This window comes from Desulfofarcimen acetoxidans DSM 771 (assembly GCF_000024205.1).
In the GTDB taxonomy this organism is placed as follows: domain Bacteria; phylum Bacillota; class Desulfotomaculia; order Desulfotomaculales; family Desulfofarciminaceae; genus Desulfofarcimen; species Desulfofarcimen acetoxidans.
Map to the genome: position 1 here is coordinate 3396724 of NC_013216.1, position 24415 is coordinate 3421138.

At 44.9% G+C, this 24415-nt stretch carries 25 protein-coding genes; 5 read left to right on the plus strand and 20 right to left on the minus strand.

What is annotated here, in order from left to right:
• The first annotated feature begins 26 nt into the window (after window positions 1-26).
• The 5 genes from DTOX_RS15510 to DTOX_RS15525 all read left to right on the plus strand — a co-directional run bounded on the left by DTOX_RS15510 (window position 27) and on the right by DTOX_RS15525 (window position 4594).
• Window positions 27-1334 carry an APC family permease gene (locus DTOX_RS15510; RefSeq protein ID WP_015758631.1) on the plus strand — a complete coding sequence of 436 codons (1308 nt, stop codon included), beginning with the start codon at window positions 27-29 and terminating at the stop codon, window positions 1332-1334.
• Between the two features lie 318 nt (window positions 1335-1652).
• Window positions 1653-3023 (plus strand): ATP-binding protein, encoded by a 1371-nt coding sequence (locus DTOX_RS15515; RefSeq protein ID WP_015758632.1) that lies wholly within the window; start codon window positions 1653-1655, stop codon window positions 3021-3023.
• Complete coding sequence (locus DTOX_RS15520) at window positions 3020-3676, plus strand: accessory gene regulator ArgB-like protein (protein WP_242652447.1); 657 nt, start codon at window positions 3020-3022, stop codon at window positions 3674-3676. Before DTOX_RS15515 ends, DTOX_RS15520 begins: the two co-directional genes overlap by 4 nt.
• 3 nt (window positions 3677-3679) lie before the next feature.
• Window positions 3680-3805 carry a cyclic lactone autoinducer peptide gene (locus DTOX_RS22405; protein WP_083773468.1) on the plus strand — a complete coding sequence of 42 codons (126 nt, stop codon included), beginning with the start codon at window positions 3680-3682 and terminating at the stop codon, window positions 3803-3805.
• A gap of 18 nt (window positions 3806-3823) precedes the next feature.
• Window positions 3824-4594 (plus strand): LytR/AlgR family response regulator transcription factor, encoded by a 771-nt coding sequence (locus DTOX_RS15525; RefSeq protein ID WP_015758634.1) that lies wholly within the window; start codon window positions 3824-3826, stop codon window positions 4592-4594.
• Between the two features lie 345 nt (window positions 4595-4939).
• Here DTOX_RS15525 and DTOX_RS15530 read toward each other — a convergent pair whose 3' ends face one another.
• The 20 genes from DTOX_RS15530 to dnaK form a co-directional block, all read right to left on the minus strand.
• On the minus strand, window positions 4940-6658 hold the full coding sequence (locus tag DTOX_RS15530; protein ID WP_015758635.1) for a proline--tRNA ligase: 1719 nt from the start codon (window positions 6656-6658) through the stop codon (window positions 4940-4942).
• Window positions 6659-6680: 22 nt separating this feature from the next.
• Window positions 6681-7742, minus strand: a complete 1062-nt coding sequence (ispG, locus tag DTOX_RS15535) for a flavodoxin-dependent (E)-4-hydroxy-3-methylbut-2-enyl-diphosphate synthase (RefSeq protein WP_015758636.1) — start codon at window positions 7740-7742, stop codon at window positions 6681-6683.
• A gap of 15 nt (window positions 7743-7757) precedes the next feature.
• Entirely contained in the window at window positions 7758-8783 is a 1026-nt protein-coding gene (rseP, locus tag DTOX_RS15540; RefSeq protein ID WP_015758637.1) for an RIP metalloprotease RseP, read from the minus strand.
• A 24-nt stretch (window positions 8784-8807) separates the two neighbouring features.
• Window positions 8808-9968: a 1-deoxy-D-xylulose-5-phosphate reductoisomerase gene (locus DTOX_RS15545; protein ID WP_015758638.1), complete on the minus strand. Its 1161-nt coding sequence runs from the start codon at window positions 9966-9968 to the stop codon at window positions 8808-8810.
• A 16-nt stretch (window positions 9969-9984) separates the two neighbouring features.
• A complete protein-coding gene (ytvI, locus tag DTOX_RS15550; protein WP_015758639.1) occupies window positions 9985-11073 on the minus strand; it encodes a sporulation integral membrane protein YtvI in 1089 nt (362 codons plus the stop codon).
• Window positions 11074-11083: 10 nt separating this feature from the next.
• Window positions 11084-11872 carry a phosphatidate cytidylyltransferase gene (locus DTOX_RS15555; RefSeq protein ID WP_015758640.1) on the minus strand — a complete coding sequence of 263 codons (789 nt, stop codon included), beginning with the start codon at window positions 11870-11872 and terminating at the stop codon, window positions 11084-11086.
• A 12-nt stretch (window positions 11873-11884) separates the two neighbouring features.
• Complete coding sequence (locus tag DTOX_RS15560) at window positions 11885-12685, minus strand: isoprenyl transferase (protein ID WP_015758641.1); 801 nt, start codon at window positions 12683-12685, stop codon at window positions 11885-11887.
• Window positions 12686-12790: 105 nt separating this feature from the next.
• Entirely contained in the window at window positions 12791-12958 is a 168-nt protein-coding gene (locus DTOX_RS15565) for a DUF362 domain-containing protein (RefSeq protein WP_015758642.1), read from the minus strand.
• 2 nt (window positions 12959-12960) lie between these two features.
• A complete protein-coding gene (locus tag DTOX_RS15570; RefSeq protein WP_042315960.1) occupies window positions 12961-13188 on the minus strand; it encodes a hypothetical protein in 228 nt (75 codons plus the stop codon).
• 5 nt (window positions 13189-13193) lie between these two features.
• The gene (gene frr / locus DTOX_RS15575; protein WP_015758643.1) at window positions 13194-13751 is read right to left on the minus strand and encodes a ribosome recycling factor; all 558 of its coding nucleotides are present in this window, start codon (window positions 13749-13751) and stop codon (window positions 13194-13196) included.
• A complete protein-coding gene (gene pyrH, locus DTOX_RS15580; protein WP_015758644.1) occupies window positions 13744-14472 on the minus strand; it encodes a UMP kinase in 729 nt (242 codons plus the stop codon). Before pyrH ends, frr begins: the two co-directional genes overlap by 8 nt.
• An 87-nt stretch (window positions 14473-14559) precedes the next feature.
• Window positions 14560-15210, minus strand: a complete 651-nt coding sequence (gene tsf / locus DTOX_RS15585) for a translation elongation factor Ts (protein WP_015758645.1) — start codon at window positions 15208-15210, stop codon at window positions 14560-14562.
• Between the two features lie 178 nt (window positions 15211-15388).
• A complete protein-coding gene (rpsB, locus tag DTOX_RS15590; RefSeq protein ID WP_042317343.1) occupies window positions 15389-16087 on the minus strand; it encodes a 30S ribosomal protein S2 in 699 nt (232 codons plus the stop codon).
• A 713-nt stretch (window positions 16088-16800) separates the two neighbouring features.
• Complete coding sequence (gene rpsU / locus DTOX_RS15595) at window positions 16801-16998, minus strand: 30S ribosomal protein S21 (protein ID WP_015758647.1); 198 nt, start codon at window positions 16996-16998, stop codon at window positions 16801-16803.
• A 107-nt stretch (window positions 16999-17105) separates the two neighbouring features.
• Window positions 17106-17450, minus strand: coding sequence for a histidine triad nucleotide-binding protein (locus tag DTOX_RS15600; protein ID WP_015758648.1), 345 nt, complete (start codon window positions 17448-17450; stop codon window positions 17106-17108).
• Window positions 17451-17660: 210 nt separating this feature from the next.
• Complete coding sequence (mtaB, locus tag DTOX_RS15605; RefSeq protein ID WP_015758649.1) at window positions 17661-18968, minus strand: tRNA (N(6)-L-threonylcarbamoyladenosine(37)-C(2))-methylthiotransferase MtaB; 1308 nt, start codon at window positions 18966-18968, stop codon at window positions 17661-17663.
• A gap of 434 nt (window positions 18969-19402) precedes the next feature.
• Window positions 19403-20176 (minus strand): 16S rRNA (uracil(1498)-N(3))-methyltransferase, encoded by a 774-nt coding sequence (locus DTOX_RS15610; RefSeq protein ID WP_015758650.1) that lies wholly within the window; start codon window positions 20174-20176, stop codon window positions 19403-19405.
• 98 nt (window positions 20177-20274) lie between these two features.
• Window positions 20275-21207 (minus strand): 50S ribosomal protein L11 methyltransferase, encoded by a 933-nt coding sequence (gene prmA, locus DTOX_RS15615; protein WP_042315964.1) that lies wholly within the window; start codon window positions 21205-21207, stop codon window positions 20275-20277.
• 25 nt (window positions 21208-21232) lie between these two features.
• The gene (dnaJ, locus tag DTOX_RS15620; protein WP_015758652.1) at window positions 21233-22357 is read right to left on the minus strand and encodes a molecular chaperone DnaJ; all 1125 of its coding nucleotides are present in this window, start codon (window positions 22355-22357) and stop codon (window positions 21233-21235) included.
• A 195-nt stretch (window positions 22358-22552) separates the two neighbouring features.
• Window positions 22553-24394, minus strand: a complete 1842-nt coding sequence (dnaK, locus tag DTOX_RS15625; RefSeq protein WP_015758653.1) for a molecular chaperone DnaK — start codon at window positions 24392-24394, stop codon at window positions 22553-22555.
• Window positions 24395-24415 lie beyond the last annotated feature (21 nt).

A 24415-nucleotide genomic window follows, 5' to 3' on the forward strand; every position in this document is an offset into this window, starting at 1 on the left:
AATTTGGAAGTGGTGGAAAGCATACTATGTTAAATCTACAAGAACAGTGCCCTAATACTTTACGTAAAACGTTAAATGTCGGAAAATCCGTGGGACTGGTTGTTGGTTCCGTACTTGGTTCAGGACTTATGATACTTCCCGGAATTACTTATTATCAAGTAGGTGTACATTCATTTTATTGCTGGTTGGGAATGGGATTACTCATAATCCCATTCCTTTTCGTATTCTCAAGAATAATGATTAAATATCCTTCTGCGGGTGGACTGGTTAATTTAGTTTATCTTATACTAGGTGATAAAATTGGTTTAGCTATTACTTACGCAATAATCTTGTCCTTAATTATGTTGGTACCTATTGTTGCCGTAATCGGTGCGAATTATGTTTGTTATATTGGCAACTTCAATGCTAATTATAATATTTTTATAGCGTGGATTCTTCTTTTTATTTTTACAGTAATAAATACTTTTGACACAAAAATATCATTAAAAATTCAAGGTGTAACTTCTATACTTTTATTATTTCTGCTTTTTATAATAATTTTAGCAACACTATCTGGTTCTAGTGAAAAATTTTTTCAAAAAGTAATAATAAATTTCTCAGAGGATGATATTAAAAAGATATGGTCTGGAATGACACTTGTATTTTGGGCTTTTCTTGGTTGGGAAAATTTATCTTTTACTACTGAAGAGTACAAAAATATAAAATGCGATTTTAATTATGTAATTATTTTCAGTTATCTTATTATGATGTTTCTTTACCTGGGTTTGAGCGCAGGTGTAATTATATCTTTAGATACAAATAATCCTACAACAATTAGCGCGCCTTTGGCTGAAGCAGCTCATGTTGCAATGGGTTCTTATTCTGGTATTGCTGTAGCAATTATTGCTGTTCTTATAATGCTTATAAATATTAACGCCTGGGTATGGGGACCTTCAAGATTAGTTTTTGATGCGGGACGAAAAAATATTCTCCCCAGTATTTTTGCCAAGTTAAACAATAATTTTACGCCTTATTATGCACTTCATGGGTTATTATTTTTATATACTCTTGCACTTGTGTTAATTTTTTTTATTGGACAGGAATTTATAACCCTATCAATTAAACAGGTAAACTGCGTATTTCTAATTTTGTATTTATTAACAGTCGTAGCTTATATTAAAGAAAGCGATACAATATATTCCAAAATTATTGGATTGTTTACTGCTGTTTCAATATTATTTTTTTTACAAAAGTTTGGAATTTATTTAATACTACCGTCTATTTTTTTTATTATCTATGTTATCGTGATTCCATTTTTCAGAAAATCAGCTTCGCAGTGCAAAGAAGCTAAATGAAATACAAACCCTTAGGAGGAGCAGGGAGGAAATCCCTACTGTCTATTATTTATAAGCATCTTCAAGAAATAATTCAATAATCCGACCATATATGGAAGGATTTATTTTATTATTGTAGAAAATATGTATGAAGAATAGTAGATGAATACAAATGCGGTTTCCGTTCTCCTAAAGAGACTATTCTTATTACGCAATAAACAAGGTTATATTCATTAGACTAGTGTAGGATGGCAAACATGACCTTTTTAGACTCCCAATGACCCTATTGGACATAATAAGCAGGTATTTTATTTAAAAAACGTAAGGAGAATAATATTTATGCTGGATCATATGAGCATTTTGCAACTCTTACTTGTCTCCCTGCCGGAAGCCGTTTTATTGGCGGCGTTAGGCTTTACCTTAATAAACTTCCAGCCACACCTGCGGCAATTATTACTAATAGGCATATTCCAGACATTTGCTTCCTATATTGTAAGGGCATCTAAATTATCTTTCGGCCTGCACACTATATTACTACTTTTAGTCTTTATTCTAATAATTCATTTAGTGACCCATTTGAAAGTTTTTGTTTCATCGCTGGTAGGCTTACTAGGGTTTACTACTATAGCTCTAATAGAGGCATTATATGTTCCGCAGTTATTAAAGATAACCGGTTACACGATTGCAGAAATTCTCAATCACCCCATTATGAGAATTTATTTTTTTATCCCAGAAACAGGATTACTTTTAATGATTATATTATTGTGTCGACACTTTAACATCAATATTATGTCATACTTGGAGAGAAAAAAGACACAGGTATCAGTTGCATTAATGAAGAAAAATAATTTCGGTAATAATAATTTTAATAAGGAATACTTCTTACCGATTACTTTAATTCTTTTATCAATTTGCTTATTAGCGATGTTAAGTAATACTTTTGTTTTTTTTCGATCAGTTTTACTCAAGGACTCATTTATAAATATATTCTCAACTTTCATTGTTCTTGGAATTACTGTATTAATATGCTTATTGGTAATAATATTGAAAAATATTGCAGGAATGATCGATATACAGCATAAAGCAAAAAAAACAAAAAAAACACTATCCCTTATAGAAGAATTGGTCTACACCATCCGCAAAAAACGCCATGACTTCAATCACCATCTTCAGGCGGTATACGGTCTCCTCGAAACTGGTTTTCAACTGGAGGCCAGGGATTACATCAGAAAAATATTTTCCCATATAAGTACACATGAAGAACTTATTAAGACAGATACCCCTGAGGTAAGTGCTATGCTATATACAAAAATCGGCTTGGCAAAGAAAAATAACATTAATCTCGAAATAATAATTGAGAATAGTTTAAAGGATTTACCACTTAGTTTCGAGGAAACTAACTCCATACTTGGTAACCTTATCGATAACGCTATGGAGGCAACCAATATTATCAATGTTGAGAAACGCAATATAACTATTGAGCTAACCCGTAACTCTGAGGGATTCTGTTTTGAAGTAACTAACCAAGGTAAATTAATTAAACCAGAAATTATCAATGAAATATTCAAACCTCAATTTTCAACAAAGGAGGGGCGACCCGGTTTAGGGTTGTCTATCGTTGAGGAAATAGTAAAACAATACAATGGAACTATAACAGCGTTTTCAAATAACAAAAATACAACCTTATCCATTTTTATACCAAAGAGGTGATATATTTGCTGAGTCTCTATAACCTGTCAGATAAAATAGCCAGATATTTAACCGAAATTACAGCATGTAATCCAAATGAGACTGATACCGTACGGTATGGTTTGGAAATTATTCTGGGCGCAATGATAAAAGGAATAACCCTTTTTTCGATAGCTTACTATTGGGGTATACTTCATGAGGTTTCTGCAGTTCTCATTTGCAGCATTTCGTTGCGACTGGTGAGCGGCGGTGCACACTGTAACACTTATTTAAGATGCCTGTTTTGTAGTACAATTATCTACCTTTCTGCTGGCAAGGTAGCTATATTTTTGGATAAGGCTTTAGACGAACTTCAATTTATATTAATATTATTGCCCTGTTTTTTTCTGATGCTTACCAGTGCTTTTCTATGGGCACCTGGAAAAGTGCCATTCAGAATAATCAATTCTAACGAATCACTTATTTTTAAAATACTTACCGTTTTATTGCTGATTAGCTGGTTGGCTATTGTATTTTGTTATAGCTTGCACTTACAACTATCCATAATAATTGCAGGTTTGCTGGGATTACTAATTCAGACTTTCAGCTATACTCCTCTTGGCTACAAAGCAATTCAAAAAATTGACGCAATGCTATCAAAAGTAAAAATTACTGTTATGAAAGGAGGTGTCTAAGAGATGCTCAAATTTAAAAATATACTTTTATCCCCAATCGTTTTTAGTGCTTTGTTTGTAGCTGGTATTGGTATTAAACCAGCTAGCTCAGTATTCTGGTATCAGCCAAAACCACCCCAAAACTCGTAGATATAAGGAAGCTAGTTAATGGAAATTACGGTTTTATTGGCAGATGATGATCCGGTTATGTGCAAAATTCTTAGATCTATCCTGTTAGAATTACCTGATGTAAAAGTTGTTGGCGAAGCACATAACGGTCTAGAAACACTCCGTTTAGTAAAAAAACTGGAACCCCAGATCGTTTTTCTGGATATTGCTATGCCTCAAAAGGATGGCCTGGAGATAGCTCAGGAAATTCGTATTATTATGCCCATGACTATTATCATATTTGCAACCGCATATGAAAACTACACTCACGAAGCATTTGAAGTATATGCTTTTGATTACTTAATAAAACCTTATAGAATTAATCGAATATACAAAACCATTGAGCGCATTAAATTTTGGTTTGGTACAGAAAATAAGCCTAATGATATATTCAGCGATAAAGCAAGGTCTGAAATCCGTGAATCAATAATAGTGGTAAAGGAATACGGAAAGAATATATTTATAAATTTAAAGGACATTATATTTATAACAAGAGATGCACGTTTTACAACCATACACTTCATAGGCGGTATTATTAAAACCTCAGAAACATTAGAATTGCTGAATAACAAATTAAATGGAGATTCCTTTTTCCGTTGCCATAGAGGTTATATTATAAATTTAAATATGATAAAAGAGATTCAGCCCTGTGGTAAAAAAACATTCAAGGTATTTATGAGAAACACTACGGAAACGGTTTTGATGACAAAATCCAAGGCCAGCGCAATAAAAGATTTACTGTTTATTAATAAAACAAGGTCACCAAATTGAATTATCCTTTCAATACCATTTTCACTAACCCAAGTTTTGATTGAAAACACGAAGAATCCAGCTATAGCTGGATTCTTCGTGTTTTTTAGGTTACTACTTTTGCATTTTAGTCTATTTTTAAACCTTTGAGAATGGTAAATACAGGCATCGTTTTGTCTTTTTGTATTTTTGAGCTAGAAAAGCAAAACTTCGGCTAAGACTATTCAGATACTCACAACCTTTATAGCACTTGATAAAAAGAGCCAATACCGTTTCTGATAGATATAGTATAAGTTCTATAAAAACTATAATTGTGATAATAATTTAATGGCTTTTATTTCTTAGAAAAACTTATAATTACAATCACTATAAAGCCATTCCACTTTTAATGAAATCCTTGATGAAAGACAGAATCTCTTCTTCTTTCAGAAAATGAGTTTTGCCTGACCTTCTCTCCCGAAGCTCCAACAAACCTTCTTCTAAAAACTTTTTGCCTACAGTCAGGCGCAGCGGGTAGCCTACCAAATCGGCGTCTTTGAACTTTACACCAGGACGCTCGGGGCGGTCATCCAGAACGACCTCCACACCGGACTCAAGGAAGCTGCGGTACAATACTTCCGATATATCCATCAGTGCCTGATCCTTTACGTTTACCGGCACTATGACCAGATGGAAGGGGGCAATGGCTGCCGGCCAGGTAATACCGTTTAGGTCGTTATGCTGCTCGATAGCGGCAGCCATTGTGCGGCTCACACCGATACCGTAACAACCCATAACATAGTGGCGCGTTTTGCCGTTTTCGTCCTGGAAAGTAGCCTCCAGGGACTTGCTGTATTTATCGCCCAATTTAAATACTTGTCCCACTTCAATACCTTTCGCCTCAGCCAGCACACCGCCGCAGACGGGACAAGGCTCCCCGGCTTTGACAAAACGAATATCAGCGATTTTGCCGGCTTTAAAATCCCTGCCCGGACATACATTCTTATAATGGTAGTCAGCCTTATTGGCACCTGTTACGGCATTAACCATAACCGATACTTCATAATCGGCAATCACCAGCACATTTTTCAGACCAATAGGACCGGCAAAACCCAACGGCGCCCCGGTTAGTTTAGTCACAATAGCTTCCGAGGCCAGTTCCAGCCTGGCGCAATCTATTACCCGCTGCAATTTAATCTCATTTACATCATGGTCACCGCGCACCAGCGCCGCAACTACCTCACTTTCAGTTTCGTAAAAGAGAGTTTTAATCAGGCCGGATTCCGGCAGGCCAAGATATTTCGAAATCTGGGCAATAGTTTTTTGCCCGGGTGTATGCGCTTCTTCCAGGGGCAGCAGCTCAGCAACGGGTTTTGGCAGTTCTGAGGACTGGGCCTTTTCCACATTGGCTGCGTAACTGCAGTTTTCGTTCTGGCAAAAAACTACCAGAGCCTCTCCCGACTCGGCCAAAACCATGAACTCATGCGTATCGCTGCCGCCGATAGCCCCGGAATCGGCTTCCACCGGCCGGAATCTGAGACCACAGCGCTGAAAAATACGTACATAGGCATCATACATCTTGCGGTAAGTTATATCCAGGCCCGCCTCATCAGCATCAAAAGAATACAGATCCTTCATAATAAATTCCCGGCCCCTAAGCAATCCAAAACGGGGACGGCGCTCATCCCGGTATTTGTTCTGTATTTGGTAAAGCAATAAAGGCAGTTGCTTGTAAGAGGACAGCTCACTTTTCACCAGAGCAGTGATAATTTCCTCATGGGTAGGTCCCAGGGCAAAGTCCCGGCCATGCCTATCCTTCAAGCGAAACAATTCCGGCCCGTAGACATCCCAGCGGCCCGATTCCTGCCATAACTCGGCCGGCTGCATAATAGGCATCAGTATCTCCTGCCCGCCCTGCCTGTCCATTTCCTCTCGCACAATCCTTTTTATTTTACTCAATACTCTTTGCGCCAGCGGCAGGTAAGTATAGACACCTGCCGCCGATCTCCTGATATAACCGGCCCGCAAAAGCAGCTTATGGCTGATTACTTCCGCTTCCGCCGGCGTCTCCCGCAAAGTCGGGATAAGCAGTTGAGATGCTCTCATAATTTTCTCCCCTAACAAAGCTTTAATAATTTTCCAACATATTTTCTACTTCTTTAATAAGCTCTTCCACCAAATCCGCTTCCTCAATCTTTCGCACAGTCCGGCCTTTTTTAAACAATAACCCGGCCCCCCTGCCACCGGCAATCCCAATATCGGCCTCCCGCGCCTCACCGGGACCGTTGACCGAACAGCCCATCACCGCCACCTTGAGCGGCTTATCTACAAACTGCAGCCTGTCCTCCACCTCATTGGCAATACGAATTAAATCAATCTGAGTCCGCCCGCAGGTGGGACAGGAAATAAATTCAATGCCTCTCTGGCGCAGGCCCAAAGCCTTTAGAATCTCATAGCCAGTCTTTACCTCGTGCAGTGGGTCCCCTGTCAGTGAAACCCTGAGCGTATCACCGATACCTTCAGCCAGCAGTGCCCCGATGCCCACAGCTGACTTGACAATACCGGAGCGCAAAGTACCCGCCTCGGTTACACCTATATGAAAAGGATAGTCCACCCGGTCGGCCAAAAGGCGATAGGCCTCCAGCATTAAAGGAATGTCTGAGGCCTTTAAAGAGATCTTTATATCACTGAAATTTAAATCTTCTAAAATGCCGATATGACCGAGAGCGCTTTCCACCATAGCCTGAGCTGTTATATTTCCATACTTATCCAACAGCTCTTTTTCCAATGAACCGGCATTGACCCCGATTCTGATAGGAACCTGAGCGTCCCCGGCAGCCCTGACCACCTCGGCCACTTTAGACCTGCTGCCAATATTGCCCGGATTGATGCGCAGTCCGTCTACACCTGCCCGGATAGCCTGCAGGGCCAGCTTATAATCAAAATGAATATCCGCAATCAAGGGCACGTTAATACCGTTCTTGATTTCCTTTAAAGCGACCGCCGCCTGCTCATCCGGCACTGCCACCCGCACAATTTCACACCCGGCCAGAGCCAGCTCCCTGATCTGCCTGGCAGTTGCCGCAGCGTCTCTGGTATCCGTGTTGGTCATGGACTGCACACTGACCGGCGCGTCACCGCCGACTGCCACCTGACCAACCCGGATAACCCTGGTTTTCCTTCGCCTCATCTTTATTCCCTTCCGTTACAATAAATTCAACAAATCATTATAAGTAATGACCACCATCAAAACCAGCAGCAGGACAAAACCAACCAGGTGAATAAAGCTCTCCCTGGAGGGATCCACCGGTTTGCCGCGCAGCGCTTCCCAGAACAAGAAAACCACCCTGCTGCCGTCTAAGGCAGGAATAGGAAACAAGTTAAAAAGACCCAGGTTAATACTCAGGAAAGCAGCAAGCTGCAGCAGGTGGTAAAAGCCAGTATTAGCCGCCTGACCGATTTCCCAAACAACCCTGACCGGCCCGCCTAAATCAACAGGAGCTTCATGCACAAACATCTTGCCAATAAAACTAATTATAAACCAGGTTGCCTTAACTGTATACTCAGCACCGGAATAGAGAGCGGTAAAAAAACCCATCTTCTTCATTTCCTGTGCGGGATAAATGCCGATCTTGCCATGACCGCTTTCATCTTTAACCGGAACTATATCAAAGCTGCGCTTGGCCGCATCTCTTTCTACCGTAATAACAATTTGCTTATCCGGGCGCTGGTTAATATATTCAGCCACCTGCTCCCAGCTATCCATGCTGCGGCCATCAATAGCCACAATTTTATCGCCCGATACCAGGCCAATCTTTTCCGCCGGATAACCGGGCAGCACCTTATCCACACCGGTGGTGGTACCGGCGGGATAACCCTGAGCCATAAATATAAAGGCCAAAAGCAGAGCTGCCAGAAAAAAATTCATCAGCGGCCCGGCAAAGATTACCGCCATACGCTGGAGGATGGATTTCTTGTTAAAAGCCCTCTCATCAGCATAATCCGCTTCATCCGCAGGATCCATGCCGGCCATACGGACAAAACCTCCCAGCGGCAAAAGTCTCAGGTTATAAGTAGTTTCACCGTGTAGTTTGCCAAAAAGCTTGGGGCCGAAGCCCACACTGAATTCATGAACCTTAATACCTGCTAATTTTGCTACAGCAAAGTGCCCCAGCTCATGAAAAAATATCAACATAGCAAAGACAAATACGGACGCAAAAAATGTGGACATTTCATCACCTCACAAAGGTAATAACTAAAGTTTTCCAATCAGTCGTGCTGCCTGACGACGCGCCCAGATATCTACCTGCAATACAGTTTCAAGATCAGGATGTTTGATTACCCGGTGTAAATTCATAACTTCATCTACCAGGGAAGCAATGCCTTGATAGGATAAGCGTTTCTCCAAAAATGCGGCAACCGCAGTCTCATTGGCTGCATTGAGCACGGCCGGCATAGTGCCGCCGGCCCGGCCTGCGGCAAAAGCCAGGCCCAAACAGGGAAAACGCTCAAAATCAGGCTGCTCAAAGGTCAACCCAAACTGATTCTTGAAGTCCAGGCGCGGCAATTTAGACTCCCACCTGTCAGGATAGGATAAAGCATACTGAATAGGCAACCTCATATCAGGCAAACCCAACTGGGCTATAACCGAGCCGTCAACAAATTCAACCATAGAGTGTATAATACTCTGAGGGTGAATAACCACCTGAATAGACTCATAGGCAACATCATACAGCCAGTGGGCCTCTATCACCTCCAGCCCTTTATTCATCAAAGTCGCCGAATCAACAGTAATTTTCTTACCCATAGACCAGTTAGGATGGGCTAAAGCCATTTCTACCGTGACTGCCGCCAGCTCTCCGAAGCTCTTTTCCCGAAAAGGGCCGCCCGAGGCAGTTAAAATTATCTTTTGCAAAGCAGCTCGCTTTTCACCGTTCAAACACTGCCAGATAGCCGAATGTTCACTGTCCACCGGCAAAATACTTATCCCGTGGCTATCAGCCAACTGCATGACCAACTCCCCGGCCGCCACCAGTGTCTCTTTATTGGCCAAAGCTATATGCTTGCCGGCCTTAATGGCTGCAACAGTCGGGGACAGCCCAACAGTACCTGTTACCGCGGTGACCACAGTATCAACCTCAGATAACGAGGCGATAACCTCCAAACCCTCTGCACCTGTATAAATCTCCACCTTATATTCAGCGCCCAGACCGGCTCTCAATTGAACCGCTTCTGTTTCTCCCGCCACAGCTACAACTGCCGGCCGAAATTTTTTCACCTGCTCAACCAGAAGCGGCCAGTTTCTACCTGCCGCCAGACCAACCACCTCAAGCTGACCGGGACAGCTTTCCGCTATTTGCAAAGTTTGCCTGCCAATAGAACCGGTACTTCCCAAAACAGCAATTTTTTTATTCATCACTTACCTCTTATAATCAATTAAATTTGCGAACATCCCGTCCCGCCTTATATCCAGCCTGAAGCGCAATCAGCGCCATGGGGCCCAAAATCAAGCCCAGCACGCCGAAAACTTTTAAGCCTACATAAATAGCCAGCAGGGTGGCCAAAGGGTGCAGACCCAAATTGGCAGAAACTATTTTAGCCTCCAACAGCTGGCGTACCAGCAAAATCAGAGCAAACAAAATACTGAGCTTAATTCCCAGGCCGTAATCCCCCGTAAATAAAGACCAGGCAATCCAGGGTATAAAGACTGAGCCAGGACCCAGTACCGGAATTAAATCAAAAAAACCCACCGTTAATCCAATTGTTAGAGCATAGTCTATCCCTATTATATAAAGTCCTGCTATACATTGTACCATAGTAATGGTAACCAGTATAAGCTGAGAACGGATATAGGCCATAAAAGCCCGAGAAACCTCTCTGCTGACATCAATAGACCGCTCGCCCCAGGGAGCCGGAACACACCGTCTCCACAACCTGAAAATAGTGTCCCTGTCTTTGCTGATAAAAAAAGCAGCCAGCAAACTTACTATTCCCACCAATATTATGCCAGGTATTCCGTAAACCATGTGCAAAAACGCGTTAATCAGCTTGGAGGCAAAAAGCTTCAGATTATCAGCCAGTGAAGCAACCGAAGTCTGCAAGTAATTAACCGCAGTGGGAGGCAAGTTGCCATAGATATTAATACCCCTGTCAACCAAACTCTCCATGATCATTCTGCCGTTTCTCATGTACAAATCCAAAGAAGCAGACAGCTCAATTAATTCAGCAACCAATTGCAAGACGAGCAAAACCAGCAAGGTACCGGCTCCCCCGATAATTATAACCATGGCGGAAGTCACTGCCATGCCTCGCGAAAATCTCATTCTTAGCTGAAAAAAACTTACCAGAGGTTCCAGCAAAACACTGACAATCACCGCCAGAATAAAAGGCAATAACATAGTTAATATGTATTTTATAATTAAAACCGAACCAGGCAGCACCTTTTCCCCGGCTAAAAAAATAATCCACAGGGCCAGCGCAACCAATGCGGCAAGCATAATCAACTTAACATACCTGGGCACCGTATTCACCTCAACCTAGTATAGTCAGGTTTACATAGTAATATACCAGCGGTGCAATCAACAGAAAGCTGTCAAAGCGATCCAGAACTCCGCCGTGTCCGGGAATCAGCTTCCCTGAATCCTTAAGACCGGCCTGTCTCTTCATTACCGACTCGATCAAATCACCAAGCAAACCGGCTAAAGCCACCAATACGCTTAATACCAAAAGTTTAACCAGCGCGGGCTCGGAAAAATAAAAATGAAAAACAGTACTCACCAGCAAACAGGAAACAATTCCTCCCACGGCACCCTCCATAGTTTTTTTCGGGCTCAAATTAGGTGCCAGCTTACGCCTGCCCCAGGTCTTGCCGATAAAATAAGCGCCTGTATCAGCGGCCCAAGTATTCAACAAAGCAAAAATCAACCAGGCCACACCGTCCGGCAAAACTCTTAAAAGATATAAATAGGTAATCAAGCCCACATAAAACGTGCCGTATAAACTCGCCGCACCATCCGACGGTGAAAAATCAGGGTACAATAAAACCACAGCCAGCAAATTAAGCAGCAAAACACCTACCAAAACCAAACCCGTAATACTTCCGTGATAAAAAAAAGCATCAGCCAGAAGCATTAATCCACCCAAAAGCATTAATCCAAAACGCGCAGCCTTACGGTTGCCCGGCAAAATATCATTAATTTCATAATAACCGCAAAACATAATAAAAGCGGTTAATACCAAAAGCGGAACCTGGCCGTACCAAACAACCAGCAGCATAAAAGGTATGCCGACCAGACCGCTTAAAATCCTCTTCCAGAGCACATCTTCACCTGCCTAAAAATCCTTAATCCCGCCAAATCTTCTTTCGCGGTTCTGGTAATCCACAATTGCATTAAGCAAATGCAGAGGTTTGAAATCCGGCCATAAAACCGGAGTCAACCAAAACTCAGTATAAGCGAGCTGCCACAAAAGGAAATTACTTATTCTGAAGTCACCGGATGTACGAATCAACAAATCAGGATCAGGCAGTTCCGATGTATAAAGGTAACGACCTATCGTATTTTCATCAATTGCCTCCGGATCAACCAGCCCCTGCTTAACCTCACGGGCCAGCTGCCGAACTGCTTCCACCAGCTCGGCTCTTCCTCCGTAATTAAGGGCCAAATTCAAAATCAATCCATTATTATTACTGCTCTTATTTACAGCCATCTGCAAAGCCTTTTGAGCGGCAGGCGGCAGCTCTTCAGTCCGCCCTATACTGCTAACCCGGACATAATTGGCGCAAAGCTCATCAATCTCTTTCTGCAAAAATTCCACCAGCAAGTTCATTAAAGCGGTTACTTCCTTAGGGGGCCGTTTCCAATTTTCCGTAGAAAAAGCATAACAGGTAAGATACTCAATCTCCAACTGGCGACACAGCTTAACAATATTCCGCAATGCGTCCACACCGGCACGATGCCCCAGCGCCCTGGGCAACCCTCTTTTCTTAGCCCAGCGTCCATTACCATCCATAATAATAGCTATATGTTTTGGCAAACGGGCAGGGTCAATAGACGCAATCAAAGCTTCTTCATCGGCAGTCACAGGTAACCCGGATCCCTTACCTCGCCATAGTTTTAAAAAATTATTCAGCATAACCCTGCACCTCCGCAAAAACCTGATCAAAAATCCATTAGAAGCATAATTTCCTAGAGTATATAATACTACTAAACCCCCTCCGGGATCGAGGGGGTTTATACTTTACTCTTCAACAATGGCTCCGGTAGGACATTCTTCAACACAGGCACCACATTCAGCACATTTTTCAGCATCTATTTTATATATATCGCCTTCAATTATTGCATCGTTGGGACAAGCATCCTTACAAGTACCACAAGCCTCACACGCTTCGGTGATTCTATATGACAAACTCAGTCACCTCCCTCCCCTAAAACTTGATGAGCTGCGATAATTGCTGCTTTTTTTTCAGTAATCCTGTTTAGACGAATAATCCTCGCCGGTCCGGCAGGCTTGCCTTTCACCGGGTAGGAAATACTCACTTCGATTTGCCAACCATTTTCCTTGATTTTCTCTAAAGCCTTATCAAGTTCCCAACCGATATAATCCAAAATATTTTCATTTGCCTGGCCAACTGTCATAGCAGCTAAACTTGCATAATTTCTTTTTCTTTATTCGCCATAAGTTGGTCAATATCCTTTATATACTTATCGGTAAGTTTCTGAACCTCATCCTGTGCTCTGCGCGAGTCATCTTCAGTGATATTACCGTCTTTTTGCTCACTTTTCAACAGGTCATTGGCATCGCGCCTGATATTGCGCACAGCCACTCTGCCTTCTTCAGCCTTCTTCTTAACCACCTTAACCAGATCTTTTCTTCTTTCTTCCGTCAGCTGCGGAACAGCCAAGCGAATAACAACACCGTCACTGTTAGGGGTAATCCCCAGATCCGACTTTAAAATGGCCTTTTCCAGAGCAGGTATAACACTTTTATCCCAGGGTTGGATAACCAAGAGCCTCGCTTCCGGAACAGAAACATTGGCCAATTGATTAACAGGGGTTGGGGTTCCATAGTAATCTACATTTATTTTGTCAAGCAAACCGGGTGTAGCCCTGCCCGCTCTCAAGGAAGCAAAATCTTTCTTGACTACCTCAACAGTTTTCTTCATACTGTCTTCAGCATCTTCAAGAATTTCCTTATACATTCAAATCCCCCCCAATATAAGTACCAACTTTTTCACCTGAAACAGCCCGTTTTATATTGCCTACCTGAGTCAAATCAAAAACAATCAGGGGAATACAATTATCCATACACAAAGACGCAGCGGTTGAATCCATCACACCCAGGCCCAAATTCAACATATCAATATAGTTTAGTTCCAAAAACTTTTTAGCCTCAGGGTTTTTCAGCGGATCTGAATCATATACCCCGTCAACACGTTTGGCCATTAAAATAACATCAGCCTCAATTTCCGCCGCTCTTAGTGCTGCGGTTGTATCTGTTGAGAAATAAGGATTACCGGTACCGGCGGCAAAAATAACCACCCGGCCTTTTTCCAGATGCCTGATAGCACGGCGTCTTATGTAAGGTTCAGCCACTTCCCTCATTTCAATAGCAGTCTGCACCCTGGAATCAACCCCTTCTTTTTCCAGAGCGTCCTGCAGAGCCAGAGAATTCATAACAGTAGCCAGCATTCCCATGTAATCGGCAGTTGCCCGGTCCATACCCTTGGTACTGCCGGCAACACCACGCCAGATATTGCCGCCACCCACCACAACCGCTAATTCCACACGCAAATCAATTATATCTTTTATCTGAACGGCAATAGAACTAACAACTACTGGATCTATACCATATCCCTTTGACCCTGCCAAAGCCTCACCGCTAAGTTTTAAAATAACCCGCTTATACTTGGGAACTGTCATAAAGGGCAGTTACCTCCAGTCTTTTAAAGCTTTTATTCTACAAGCAGTCAACAAATTCCTTTTAAGTTTAATTATTTTTTACAAAAACTATTTCTGACTAAACTTTGCTACCTCAGCGGCGAAATCATCTTCTTTTTTCTGAATCCCTTCGCCCAGTTCATATCTGGTAAAACGGCGAATGCTGATGTTCTCACCTATTTTAGATATTTTCTCATTTAGCAGCTGCTTTACTGTCATATCAGGATTTTTAATAAAAGCCTGTTCTAACAAGCAAACATCCTTAAAGAATTTTTGCACGCGGCCTTCCACCATTTTGTCAACGATCTTTTCCGGCTTGCCCTCATTCAGTGCCTGGTTTCTCAGGATTTCCTTTTCCTTCTCAATTACCTCGGGTGAAATCTCTTCCGAAGCCACATATTCAGGACGCGCAGCAGCAATCTGCATAGCAATGTCTTTGGCAAACTCCTTAAACTCATCAGTTTTAGCCACAAAATCAGTCTCACAATTTATTTCTACCAGCACGCCGATACGACCGCCACCGTGAATATAAGACTCCACCACACCTTCAGCAGTAATACGGCCGGATTTCTTAGCTGCAGCAGCCAAACCTTTTTCACGCAGGTAAACGATCGCTTTTTCCATATCCCCGTCTGATTCCGTAAGCGCTTTTTTACAATCCATCATACCAGCGCCTGTTTTTTCACGTAATTCCTTAACCATCCCGGCAGAAATTGCCATGGTCAGCCCTCCTCAAAAATCCATGTTTTTCTAGAAGCCTTTATGTTATTATAACCAAAACAACCATACAACAAACAAACTAAAAAGCAATCAGTTTTATTTCTGAAATATTCTATGGCGACAGATATAAAAAGGTGGGGCAACCCATTTCAGAAAATAAGCCCCCACCCATGTCTATCTACTCGGAAATTTGTTCTCCTTGCTTACCTTCTAAAACAGCTTCCGCCATTTTACTGGTTAAAAGACGAACTGCCCGAATGGCATCATCATTACCAGGAATAATATAGTCGATTTCATCCGGATCACAGTTTGTATCAACAATTGCTACAATAGGAATGCCCAGCTTGCGGGCCTCGGCTACGGCAATGCGTTCTTTACGCGGATCTACGACAAACAGTGCCGCAGGCAAACGCTTCATTTCCTTAATACCGCCTAAAAACTTCTGCAGCCTCTCTTTTTCATGCATCAGTTCAGCCACTTCTTTTTTAGGCAATAAGCTAAAAGTACCGTCGGCTTCCATTCTGTCCAGCTCGTGCAAACGGTCAATACGCTTACGGATGGTTTGGAAATTTGTCAGCATGCCGCCTAACCAACGCTGGTTAACGTAAAACATCCCGCATTTTTCTGCTTCTTCTTTTACTGATTCCTGAGCCTGCTTTTTGGTTCCCACAAATAAAAGTGTTTCCCCGCTAAGAGCCAGGTCTTTGATAAAATTATATGCAACATCAACCATTTTCACGGTCTTCTGTAAATCTATAATATAGATCCCGTTGCGGTCAGTAAAAATATAAGGGGCCATCTTGGGGTTCCAACGCCGGGTTTGGTGTCCGAAATGCACACCTGATTCCAAAAGCTGCTTCATTGATATAACTCCCACTATTACACCTCCCCCCTGAACGGTTTTATCATCCTCCGTCATCTTCATCTACAGACAGAACCTTAAATAAGGCCAACCCTGCCCAATATCAGACAACGTGTGTATTTCACACCAGTGATAATTTTAGCATAAACCGAGACCGGATGCAAGAAAATTAACCTCAAATTATCCTGTCAGGAGCAAAAATAACAAACTTAGACAGAGGGCCAATTCTAAATTAAACTTTGAACTTACCAACCAGAGAATCCAATCTGGCAGCCATTTGCGAAAGGCCTTCCGAAGACGCGGACACTTCTTCCATAGTAGCCGTTTGCTCTTCAGTAGCACCGGCTACATTTTGTATGCCAAAACCGTTTTTATATATCCTTAGCAGCCGATAATCTGCCGCCGGCGTATACTCTTTTAGCTATATTAATATTTAACTGCATTTTAAGCGTTGTTTAATCCGTTTACAGAGTATACTTACCGCATTCCATAAATATGAAGTTGAAAATGAAATAAATTCATTATATCAGAAGTGGCTGAGAAAACCCTGAGATAAATCTGAGAATTTGCTTAAATTATTGCTGATTTTGCCGCTTTCGTGATGTTTGCCAGCACATAAAAACACCCTAACCTGAAAGGTTAGGGTGTTTTTTTATGTTATACTATTTTTGCTTATAATATTTCCAAATCTGCCTGAGCAGCATTACGACCTGCAATGTGTTTGGTATTTAGTTAAACTTGCGCTTCCTTGCCCTGGCCGCCAGTTTTCTAGCTGCTTCGGATTTCTTTTTACGCTTGACACTGGGTTTTTCATAGTGCTCGTGCTTTCTAGCCTCTGCCAACACGCCTGCCTTCTGACAAGTTCTTTTAAAGCGCCGGAGGGCACTATCCAGTGTTTCATTTTTACCCACCTTGATTTCTGCCATTGATCTTTCCCCTCCCTCCGCCAAAACCATAAGACAAAACCAGCCACTTATATGCTGTATTTTCTAAACGTAACTTAGATTATACAACAAGGGGAGAAATCAGTCAACTACCCTGGAGGCCATTGGAAGGGTCTACCGGCAAGAAAATGATAATGAATATGATAAACCAGTTGACCTGCATCACGTTTACAGTTTGTGACTAATCGATAACCCCTGTCCTCAAGGTTATAATCCCTGGCCAGTTTAGCAGCCACAAGCTGAATTTTTCCAACCAGCACGGCATCCTCTTCCTGCAAATCCATGACAGTCGGAATGTGTTTCTTAGGAATAAACAAGAGGTGGATAGGAGCAACCGGCTTAACATCTACAAAAACCATAATGTCATTATCCTCATAAATAATTTCAGCCGGAATTTCCTTTTTGACTATCTTACAAAAAACGCAGTCCTGCATATTTCCCACCTCCCCCCGGTTATTTTATACTCTGGGAAATCATGCCTATAAATGACTTGTGGATAAGTTAAGGTTAGCACTGCATAATTTCCATTGAGCACGAGTGCCTCTGGCTGCTCGAAAATCGCCTAAAGCGACTTTCTTGACCTGCAAAGATAAATACCATTAATTATTCTATTCAACAAGACCTGGCTAAATCCTTCCTGGCACCTAAATAATTATACCTGTCTGATATTGTATGCCCGTTTTTTCAATTTTTATATCTATTATCTCGCCGCTTAAGTTCTCCAGGCAGGCAAAAACCACCCTCAGGTAATTAGGGGTTAAACCCTCCCAGCAGCCGCCCCGGCCGGAAAAAGGCTGCTCTGCCAGAACAGGCAGAGTCAGGCCTGCAAATTTAGACGCGTAATTCTCTGTCAACTGCTCCCCTAAAGCTATCAGCCTTCGGCTGCGCTGTTCTTTAACCCGCGCATCCACCTGTTGGGGAAAGCCGGCGGCCGGAGTACCCCGGCGGGGAGAATATTTAAACACGTGCATGCCGGAAAAGGCCATGTCTTTGATAAAACCCAGGGCCTGCTCAAAATCCTCCTCAGTCTCACCGGGAAAACCGGCCATAATATCGGTGGTCACTGCCAGGTTCGGCATTTTCTCGCGCAGGTTATTTAATATTTTTGCATAGCCCTCAGTCGTATAGCGGCGCCTCATCAGCTTTAAAACCCTGTCCGAACCGCTCTGCAGGGGTATATGCAGGTGGGGGCAAAATATTTTCGAATGAAGAATAAGCTCAATTAACTCAGGGGACAAATCGTTAGGCTCTATGGAACTCAGGCGCAGCCTGCTTAACCCTGAGATCCGCAGCAGCTTTTCCACGATAGCCGCCAGGCTGGTCTTGGCAGGCAGATCCACCCCGTAGGCACCGGTTTGAATGCCTGTCAGCACGATTTCCTTAAAGCCGGCGGCCAACAGTGATTCCGCTTCATTTAAAACGGCCTCCGGCTGCCGGCTGCGCAAGGGGCCGCGGGCATAGGGAATAATGCAATAGCTGCAAAAATTGCGGCAGCCCTCCTGAATTTTTAAATATGCCCGTACACGGCCCTGCCCTGCCGGCGCCGGCAGTTCTTCATAAAAACAGGCTTTTTCTATGTCCGCAACGGCATTGATCTTTTCAGCTTTGCTGCTGGCTTCCACCAGATCTACTATTTTATCACGGTCAGAGGTACCTACCACCAAATCCACTTCCGGCAGAGACATCAGCTCACCGGGAGAAGTCTGGGCATAGCAGCCTGTTACCGCTATCACCGCTTCGGGATTGGTTCTCACGGCCCGTCTAATTAACTGGCGGGATTTGCGGTCGCTCAGGTGGGTTACGGTACAGGTGTTAATAACATAAACACCGGCGGGTTCAGTGAAATCGACCTCGCTGTAGCCTTTGCTGCGAAACAGGGAGACTATGGCTGCTGCTTCATACTGGTTTACTTTGCAGCCCAGAGTGGCTACCGCTACTGTTTTACTCTTCATTATAAACACTACCTTAGGTTAAGCTGCGATGGGTCTCATTACTCTCTCTATTCAAAAGCCTGGCTTTCGATTTGCTTCGGCTATTAGAACGGGTTCGCTATGTTTATCCCCTCTCCGTTCAGGGCTGCGCGCAGGACGTCTCTAAGAAATCCTTTGGACCGAACTAAGAGCCCCTCGATGTGCGCATGGGTTCTCAAATCTTTGCTGCATGGTCTTACACCAGAGATTTTTACCTTTTAGTGACTTATTGTATGCACTGCCGGGGCTCTAAGTTCGGATACCCAAAGGATTTCTAAGAGCCGTTAGCCTGCGCTTCGCCAGTCACTCCAACGGGATAAACATAGCGCCCCCTGATAGTCGGGTTTATTCAAAATTTTATTTGTACTTACAAAGTTCAATTTGCGAGATAAAAAATCTATTTTTAAAACATTCTCCTAACTTTTATAGTCAGCCGGGGTTCCGCCTAAATCGCCGAACTCGTACATGATTATGCTTAAGACAGCTATGCCGGCGGTTTCTGTGCGCAGTATGCGGGGACCCAGGGAGACGGGGATTACTCCGTACTGCCGCGCCTGTGCTGCTTCCGACCTGGTGAAGCCACCCTCGGGGCCTATGAAGATATAGATTTCGAAAGGGGGGACTTTAGCTTCCAGATTATCGCGCAGGCTTTTCAGGCCTCTGGCTGTTTCCTCTTCCCAGGGCAGCAGGCACAGCGCTTTCTCGGGCAGGGACTCCAAGACTTCTTGCCAGCTCATGGCTCTCTCTACCGACGGGTGCTTGCCCCTTTTGCACTGTTTGGCCGCTTCCATGGCAATTCTCTGCCAGCGTTCCTGGCGCTGAGCGGCTTTTTTTTCGTCCAGGCGGACTATCGCCCGCTCACACTGCAGGGGTATGAGTGTGGACAGGCCCAGCTCGGTGCCTTTCTGTACGATTAAGTCCATTTTGTCGGACTTGGGCAGTCCCTGAACCAGGGTTATTTTGACCGGGGGCTCGTTATCGGGCAGGCCCTCAGCGGTTATTTCGCAGAAGACTTTTTCTTTATTTTTCCCGGTAATACGGGCTGAAAATACACCGCCCTCACCGTCGATTATGGTCACTTCATCTCCGGCTGCCAGGCGCAAAACGCGGTTGACGTGCTCCATTTCCGTCCCCGTAATGCAAGCCTGCCTACCCTTTATGCGGGTAGGCGGTACATACACCCTGGTCATTGGACATCCTCCCTTTAAAAGAGAATCTCACTGCTTTTTACATCGTAGAGCATGCCGTCGTGCTTTGACTGCTCTCTTAGAAAAAATCTCTCTGATTTTCAAGCCTCTCTTACACTCAACACTGCCACCCACTCACCGTCCCGTTTGATTTCCCGGACGGTAAAGCCTGCCTTATTGATTGCTGTTCTGACATCCTTGTCTCTGTCTTTGATAATTCCGGAGGCAATGAATCTTCCGCCGGGAACCAGAAAACGGGCTGCATCCGCCGCCAGCTTGATGATTACGTCAGCAATGATGTTGGCCGCCAGCAGGTCCGCCGGAGCGGCGCCTTGAGCCAGCATGGCCAGCAGATCACTTTCGAGAACCTCCACTTTATCCGTTACGCCGTTTAACTCGGCATTTTCCAGGGCTACACGAACGGCCACCGGATCGTTGTCCACGGCTCTTACCGAACCGGCACCCAATTTGGCCGCAGTTACGGCCAGTATGCCGGAACCGGTACCCACATCTATAACTCTGTCGCCCGGCCGCAGGTATTCCTCCAGCAGTTCCATGCACATCACGGTGGTGGCGTGCGTGCCGCTGCCAAAGGCCATGCCGGGATCAAGCTCTATAATCAACCTCTCGCCGGATCCTTGGTAGTCTTCCCAGCTTGGCTTGACTACCAGCTTCCGGCCCACCTCGACCGGCTTGTAGTAGGCCTGCCAGGCGGTTGCCCAGTCGGTTTCCGGCAGCTCACGGGTGCTCAGCTCAGGCTTTTCCCGGAGCGGCAGATCTGCCAGTGCCTGCCGCAGTCTCTGCAGGCGCTCTTCCAGGCGATCGTCAACGGGCAGGTAGGCCTTAACTTGCGGCCAGGCCTGTGGCTCTGTGGAAAAATCGAGCGCCTGCGTGTCAGCGGGCGCGTCTCTGTAGCTGTCCGAAAGAGCCGGGTCTTCTATAACTGTGCCGCCTGTTCCCAAATCATCGAAAATACTGCCTACCGGTTCAACACCTTCCGGCAGAACCCTTACTGCCACTTCCATCCAATTCACCGGCTCGGGGCCCCTTTCATTAAGTTTAACCCATAATCACGTCTTTTACTTTTTCAAAAAAACCCTTATCCGTGCTGGAGACATTTTTTCCACCCAGCCGGGCAAATTCCCGCAGCAGTTCTTTTTGCTTGTCGTTTAGTTTGGTGGGGGTAACCACCTTGATTACCACATGGTGATCGCCCCTGCCATGACCGTTCAGTTGCTTGACACCTTTGCCCCGCAAGCGGATAACCGTCCCGTTTTGCGTACCCTCCGGAACTTTCAGCTTATGTTTGCCATCCAGTGTATCCACATCCAGCTCATCGCCCAGGGAAGCCTGAACAAAGGTGATGGGAACTTCGCTGATAATGTCATAATTCTCACGCCGGAAAATTTCATGGGACGCTACCCTGATAAATACGTACAGATCACCGTGCGGGCCGCCAAGTGTTCCCGCCTCACCCTCACCGGAAAGACGCAGGCGGGAGCCGGTATCTACTCCGGCCGGAACCTTGACATGAATATTTTTAGTCCTCCGCACCTGTGTGGAACCATGACAGGTCGGGCAGGGCTTATCGATAATTTTACCCCGTCCGCGGCATTTTTCGCAGGTACGGGTCTGGACTATCCGGCCAAAGGCAGTATTTTGAGCATATTGCACCTGACCGCTGCCACCGCAGCCGTCGCAGGTTTTCGAGGAAGTCCCCGGAGCTGCCCCGCTGCCGCCACAGGTAGTACAGTTTTCCGTGCGAGGAATCTTAATATCTCTTTCCACACCAAAGGCAGCCTCGGTAAAGGATATTTCAATCTCCAGACGTAAGTCGGCGCCTCTCTCCGGGCCGCGCCTGCGTCCACCGCCGCCGCCACCAAAAAACATATCGAATATATCGCCCAGACCGCCAAAATCACTGAAATCAAAACCGCCACCGCCAAAACCGCCCTGCTGCTCAAAAGCGGCGTGGCCGTAATGGTCATATGCAGCTTTCTTCTGGGGATCCTGCAAAACATCATAAGCCTCGGCTATCTCCTTAAACTTAGCCTCGGCATTAGCGTCACCGGTGTTAACATCCGGGTGATATTTACGGGCCAGCTTGCGAAAGGCCTTTTTTATCTCCTCAACCGAAGCGTCTTTTGACACGCCCAAAGCCTCGTAATAATCTCGCTTTGCCATGAGTACACCACCTTGCTTGCTACTCTCTTTTATATACCTTAAACATTATACATTAAATGACCCTGGAAAGTGTAATAAAAATAATATTTTAACGCAGTACAGGGGAAACCTCACGGTTCCCCTGCTCTGCTGCATAACTCCCAACGAGTATAAGTACCTATGGCTGCTTGAAAATCGTTTAAAGCGACTTTCTTGTTACTTCTTATCCTCATCTTTTACTTCAAACTCTGCGTCAACTGTATCATCCGGAGCGGCACCTCCGCAACCCCCGGAGCCACAGCCGCCGCCCTGCTGCGCGGCTTCCTGCTGGTACATGGCAGAGGTCAGCTCGTAGAGAGGCTTGGTTAATTCCTCGATTTTGGTCTTGAGAACTTCCAGATCAGCGCTGTCATTGCCCAGCATTTCTTTGAGCTCGTTGGTTTTCTGCTCCAGTTCCGCAACCTTGGCCGGATCCAGCTTATCTTTATTCTCTTTAACCAGTTTTTCCGACTGATAAACCACGCTGTCGGCCTGGTTTCTCACTTCTACCTTCTCTTTAAACTTCTTATCCTCTTCAGCATGTTTTTCGGATTCCTGAACCATTTTTTCGATTTCCGAATCGGACAGGCCGCTGGAAGCGGTAATAACCATGCTCTGTTCTTTTCCGGTGCCTACATCCTTGGCTGAAACACTGACTATGCCGTTGGCGTCTATATCAAATTTAACCTCAATCTGAGGCACTCCGCGCGGCGCCGGAGGAATACCGGTCAACTGAAAGCGTCCCAGTGTCCTGTTCTGAGCCGCCATGGAGCGCTCACCCTGCAGCACGTGAATATCCACTGTGGTCTGGCCATCGGCTGCGGTAGAAAAAATCTGGCTCTTGGAAGTAGGAATAGTCGTGTTGCGCTCGATCAACCTGGTGAACACGCTGCCCAGGGTTTCAATACCCAGGGAAAGCGGTGTTACATCCAGCAGCACCACATCTTTGACTTCACCGGACATGACACCTGCTTGAATAGCCGCGCCCAGAGCCACACACTCGTCCGGGTTGATACCCTTGTGCGGCTCTTTGCCCAGGTACTTGCGGATAGCATCCTGCACGGCGGGAATTCTGGTAGAACCGCCCACCAGCAGCACTTTATCAATATTCTTAGGCTCCATACCGGCATCCTGCATAGCCTGCCTGGTCGGGCCCATGGTTTTTTCCACTAAATCAGCGGTCAGCTCGTCAAATTTGGCTCTGGTCAAATTCATATCCAGGTGCATGGGGCCTTCCGCACCGGCGGTAATAAAAGGCAGGTTGATATTGGTGGACATCACGCCGGACAGCTCGGTTTTGCCTTTTTCGGCGGCTTCCTTTAAACGCTGCAGGGCCATGCGGTCTTTGCGCAGGTCAATGCCATTCTGCTTTTTAAATTCTTCCGCCATATAATCAATGACTCTCTGGTCAAAATCATCACCGCCCAGACGGTTGTTGCCGCTGGTAGCCTTAACTTCAAAAACACCGTCACCCAGTTCCAGGATGGACACGTCAAAGGTACCGCCACCCAGGTCATAAACTAGAATAGTCTGATCTTCTTCTTTATCCAAACCGTAAGCCAGTGAAGCCGCGGTCGGCTCGTTGATAATGCGCAGCACATCCAAACCGGCGATTTTTCCGGCATCCTTGGTAGCCTGGCGCTGGGCATCAGTAAAATAAGCGGGTACGGTAATAACCGCCTGGGTTACCGTACCGCCCAGATATGCTTCCGCGTCAGCCTTTAATTTCTGCAGAATCATAGCTGAAATTTCCTGCGGGGTATAGTTTTTATCGTCAATCTTAACCTTGTAATCGGAACCCATATGGCGCTTAATAGAAGTCACCGTACGGTCAGGATTGGTTACTGCCTGGCGCTTGGCCACCTGTCCTACCAGACGCTCATCTGTTTTGGAAAAACCGACTACCGACGGGGTAGTGCGGGCGCCTTCCGCGTTGGCTATAACTACAGCTTCGCCGCCTTCCATAACAGCCACGCAGGAGTTAGTGGTTCCTAAATCTATACCTATAACTTTAGACATGATGAAAACCTCCTATAAACA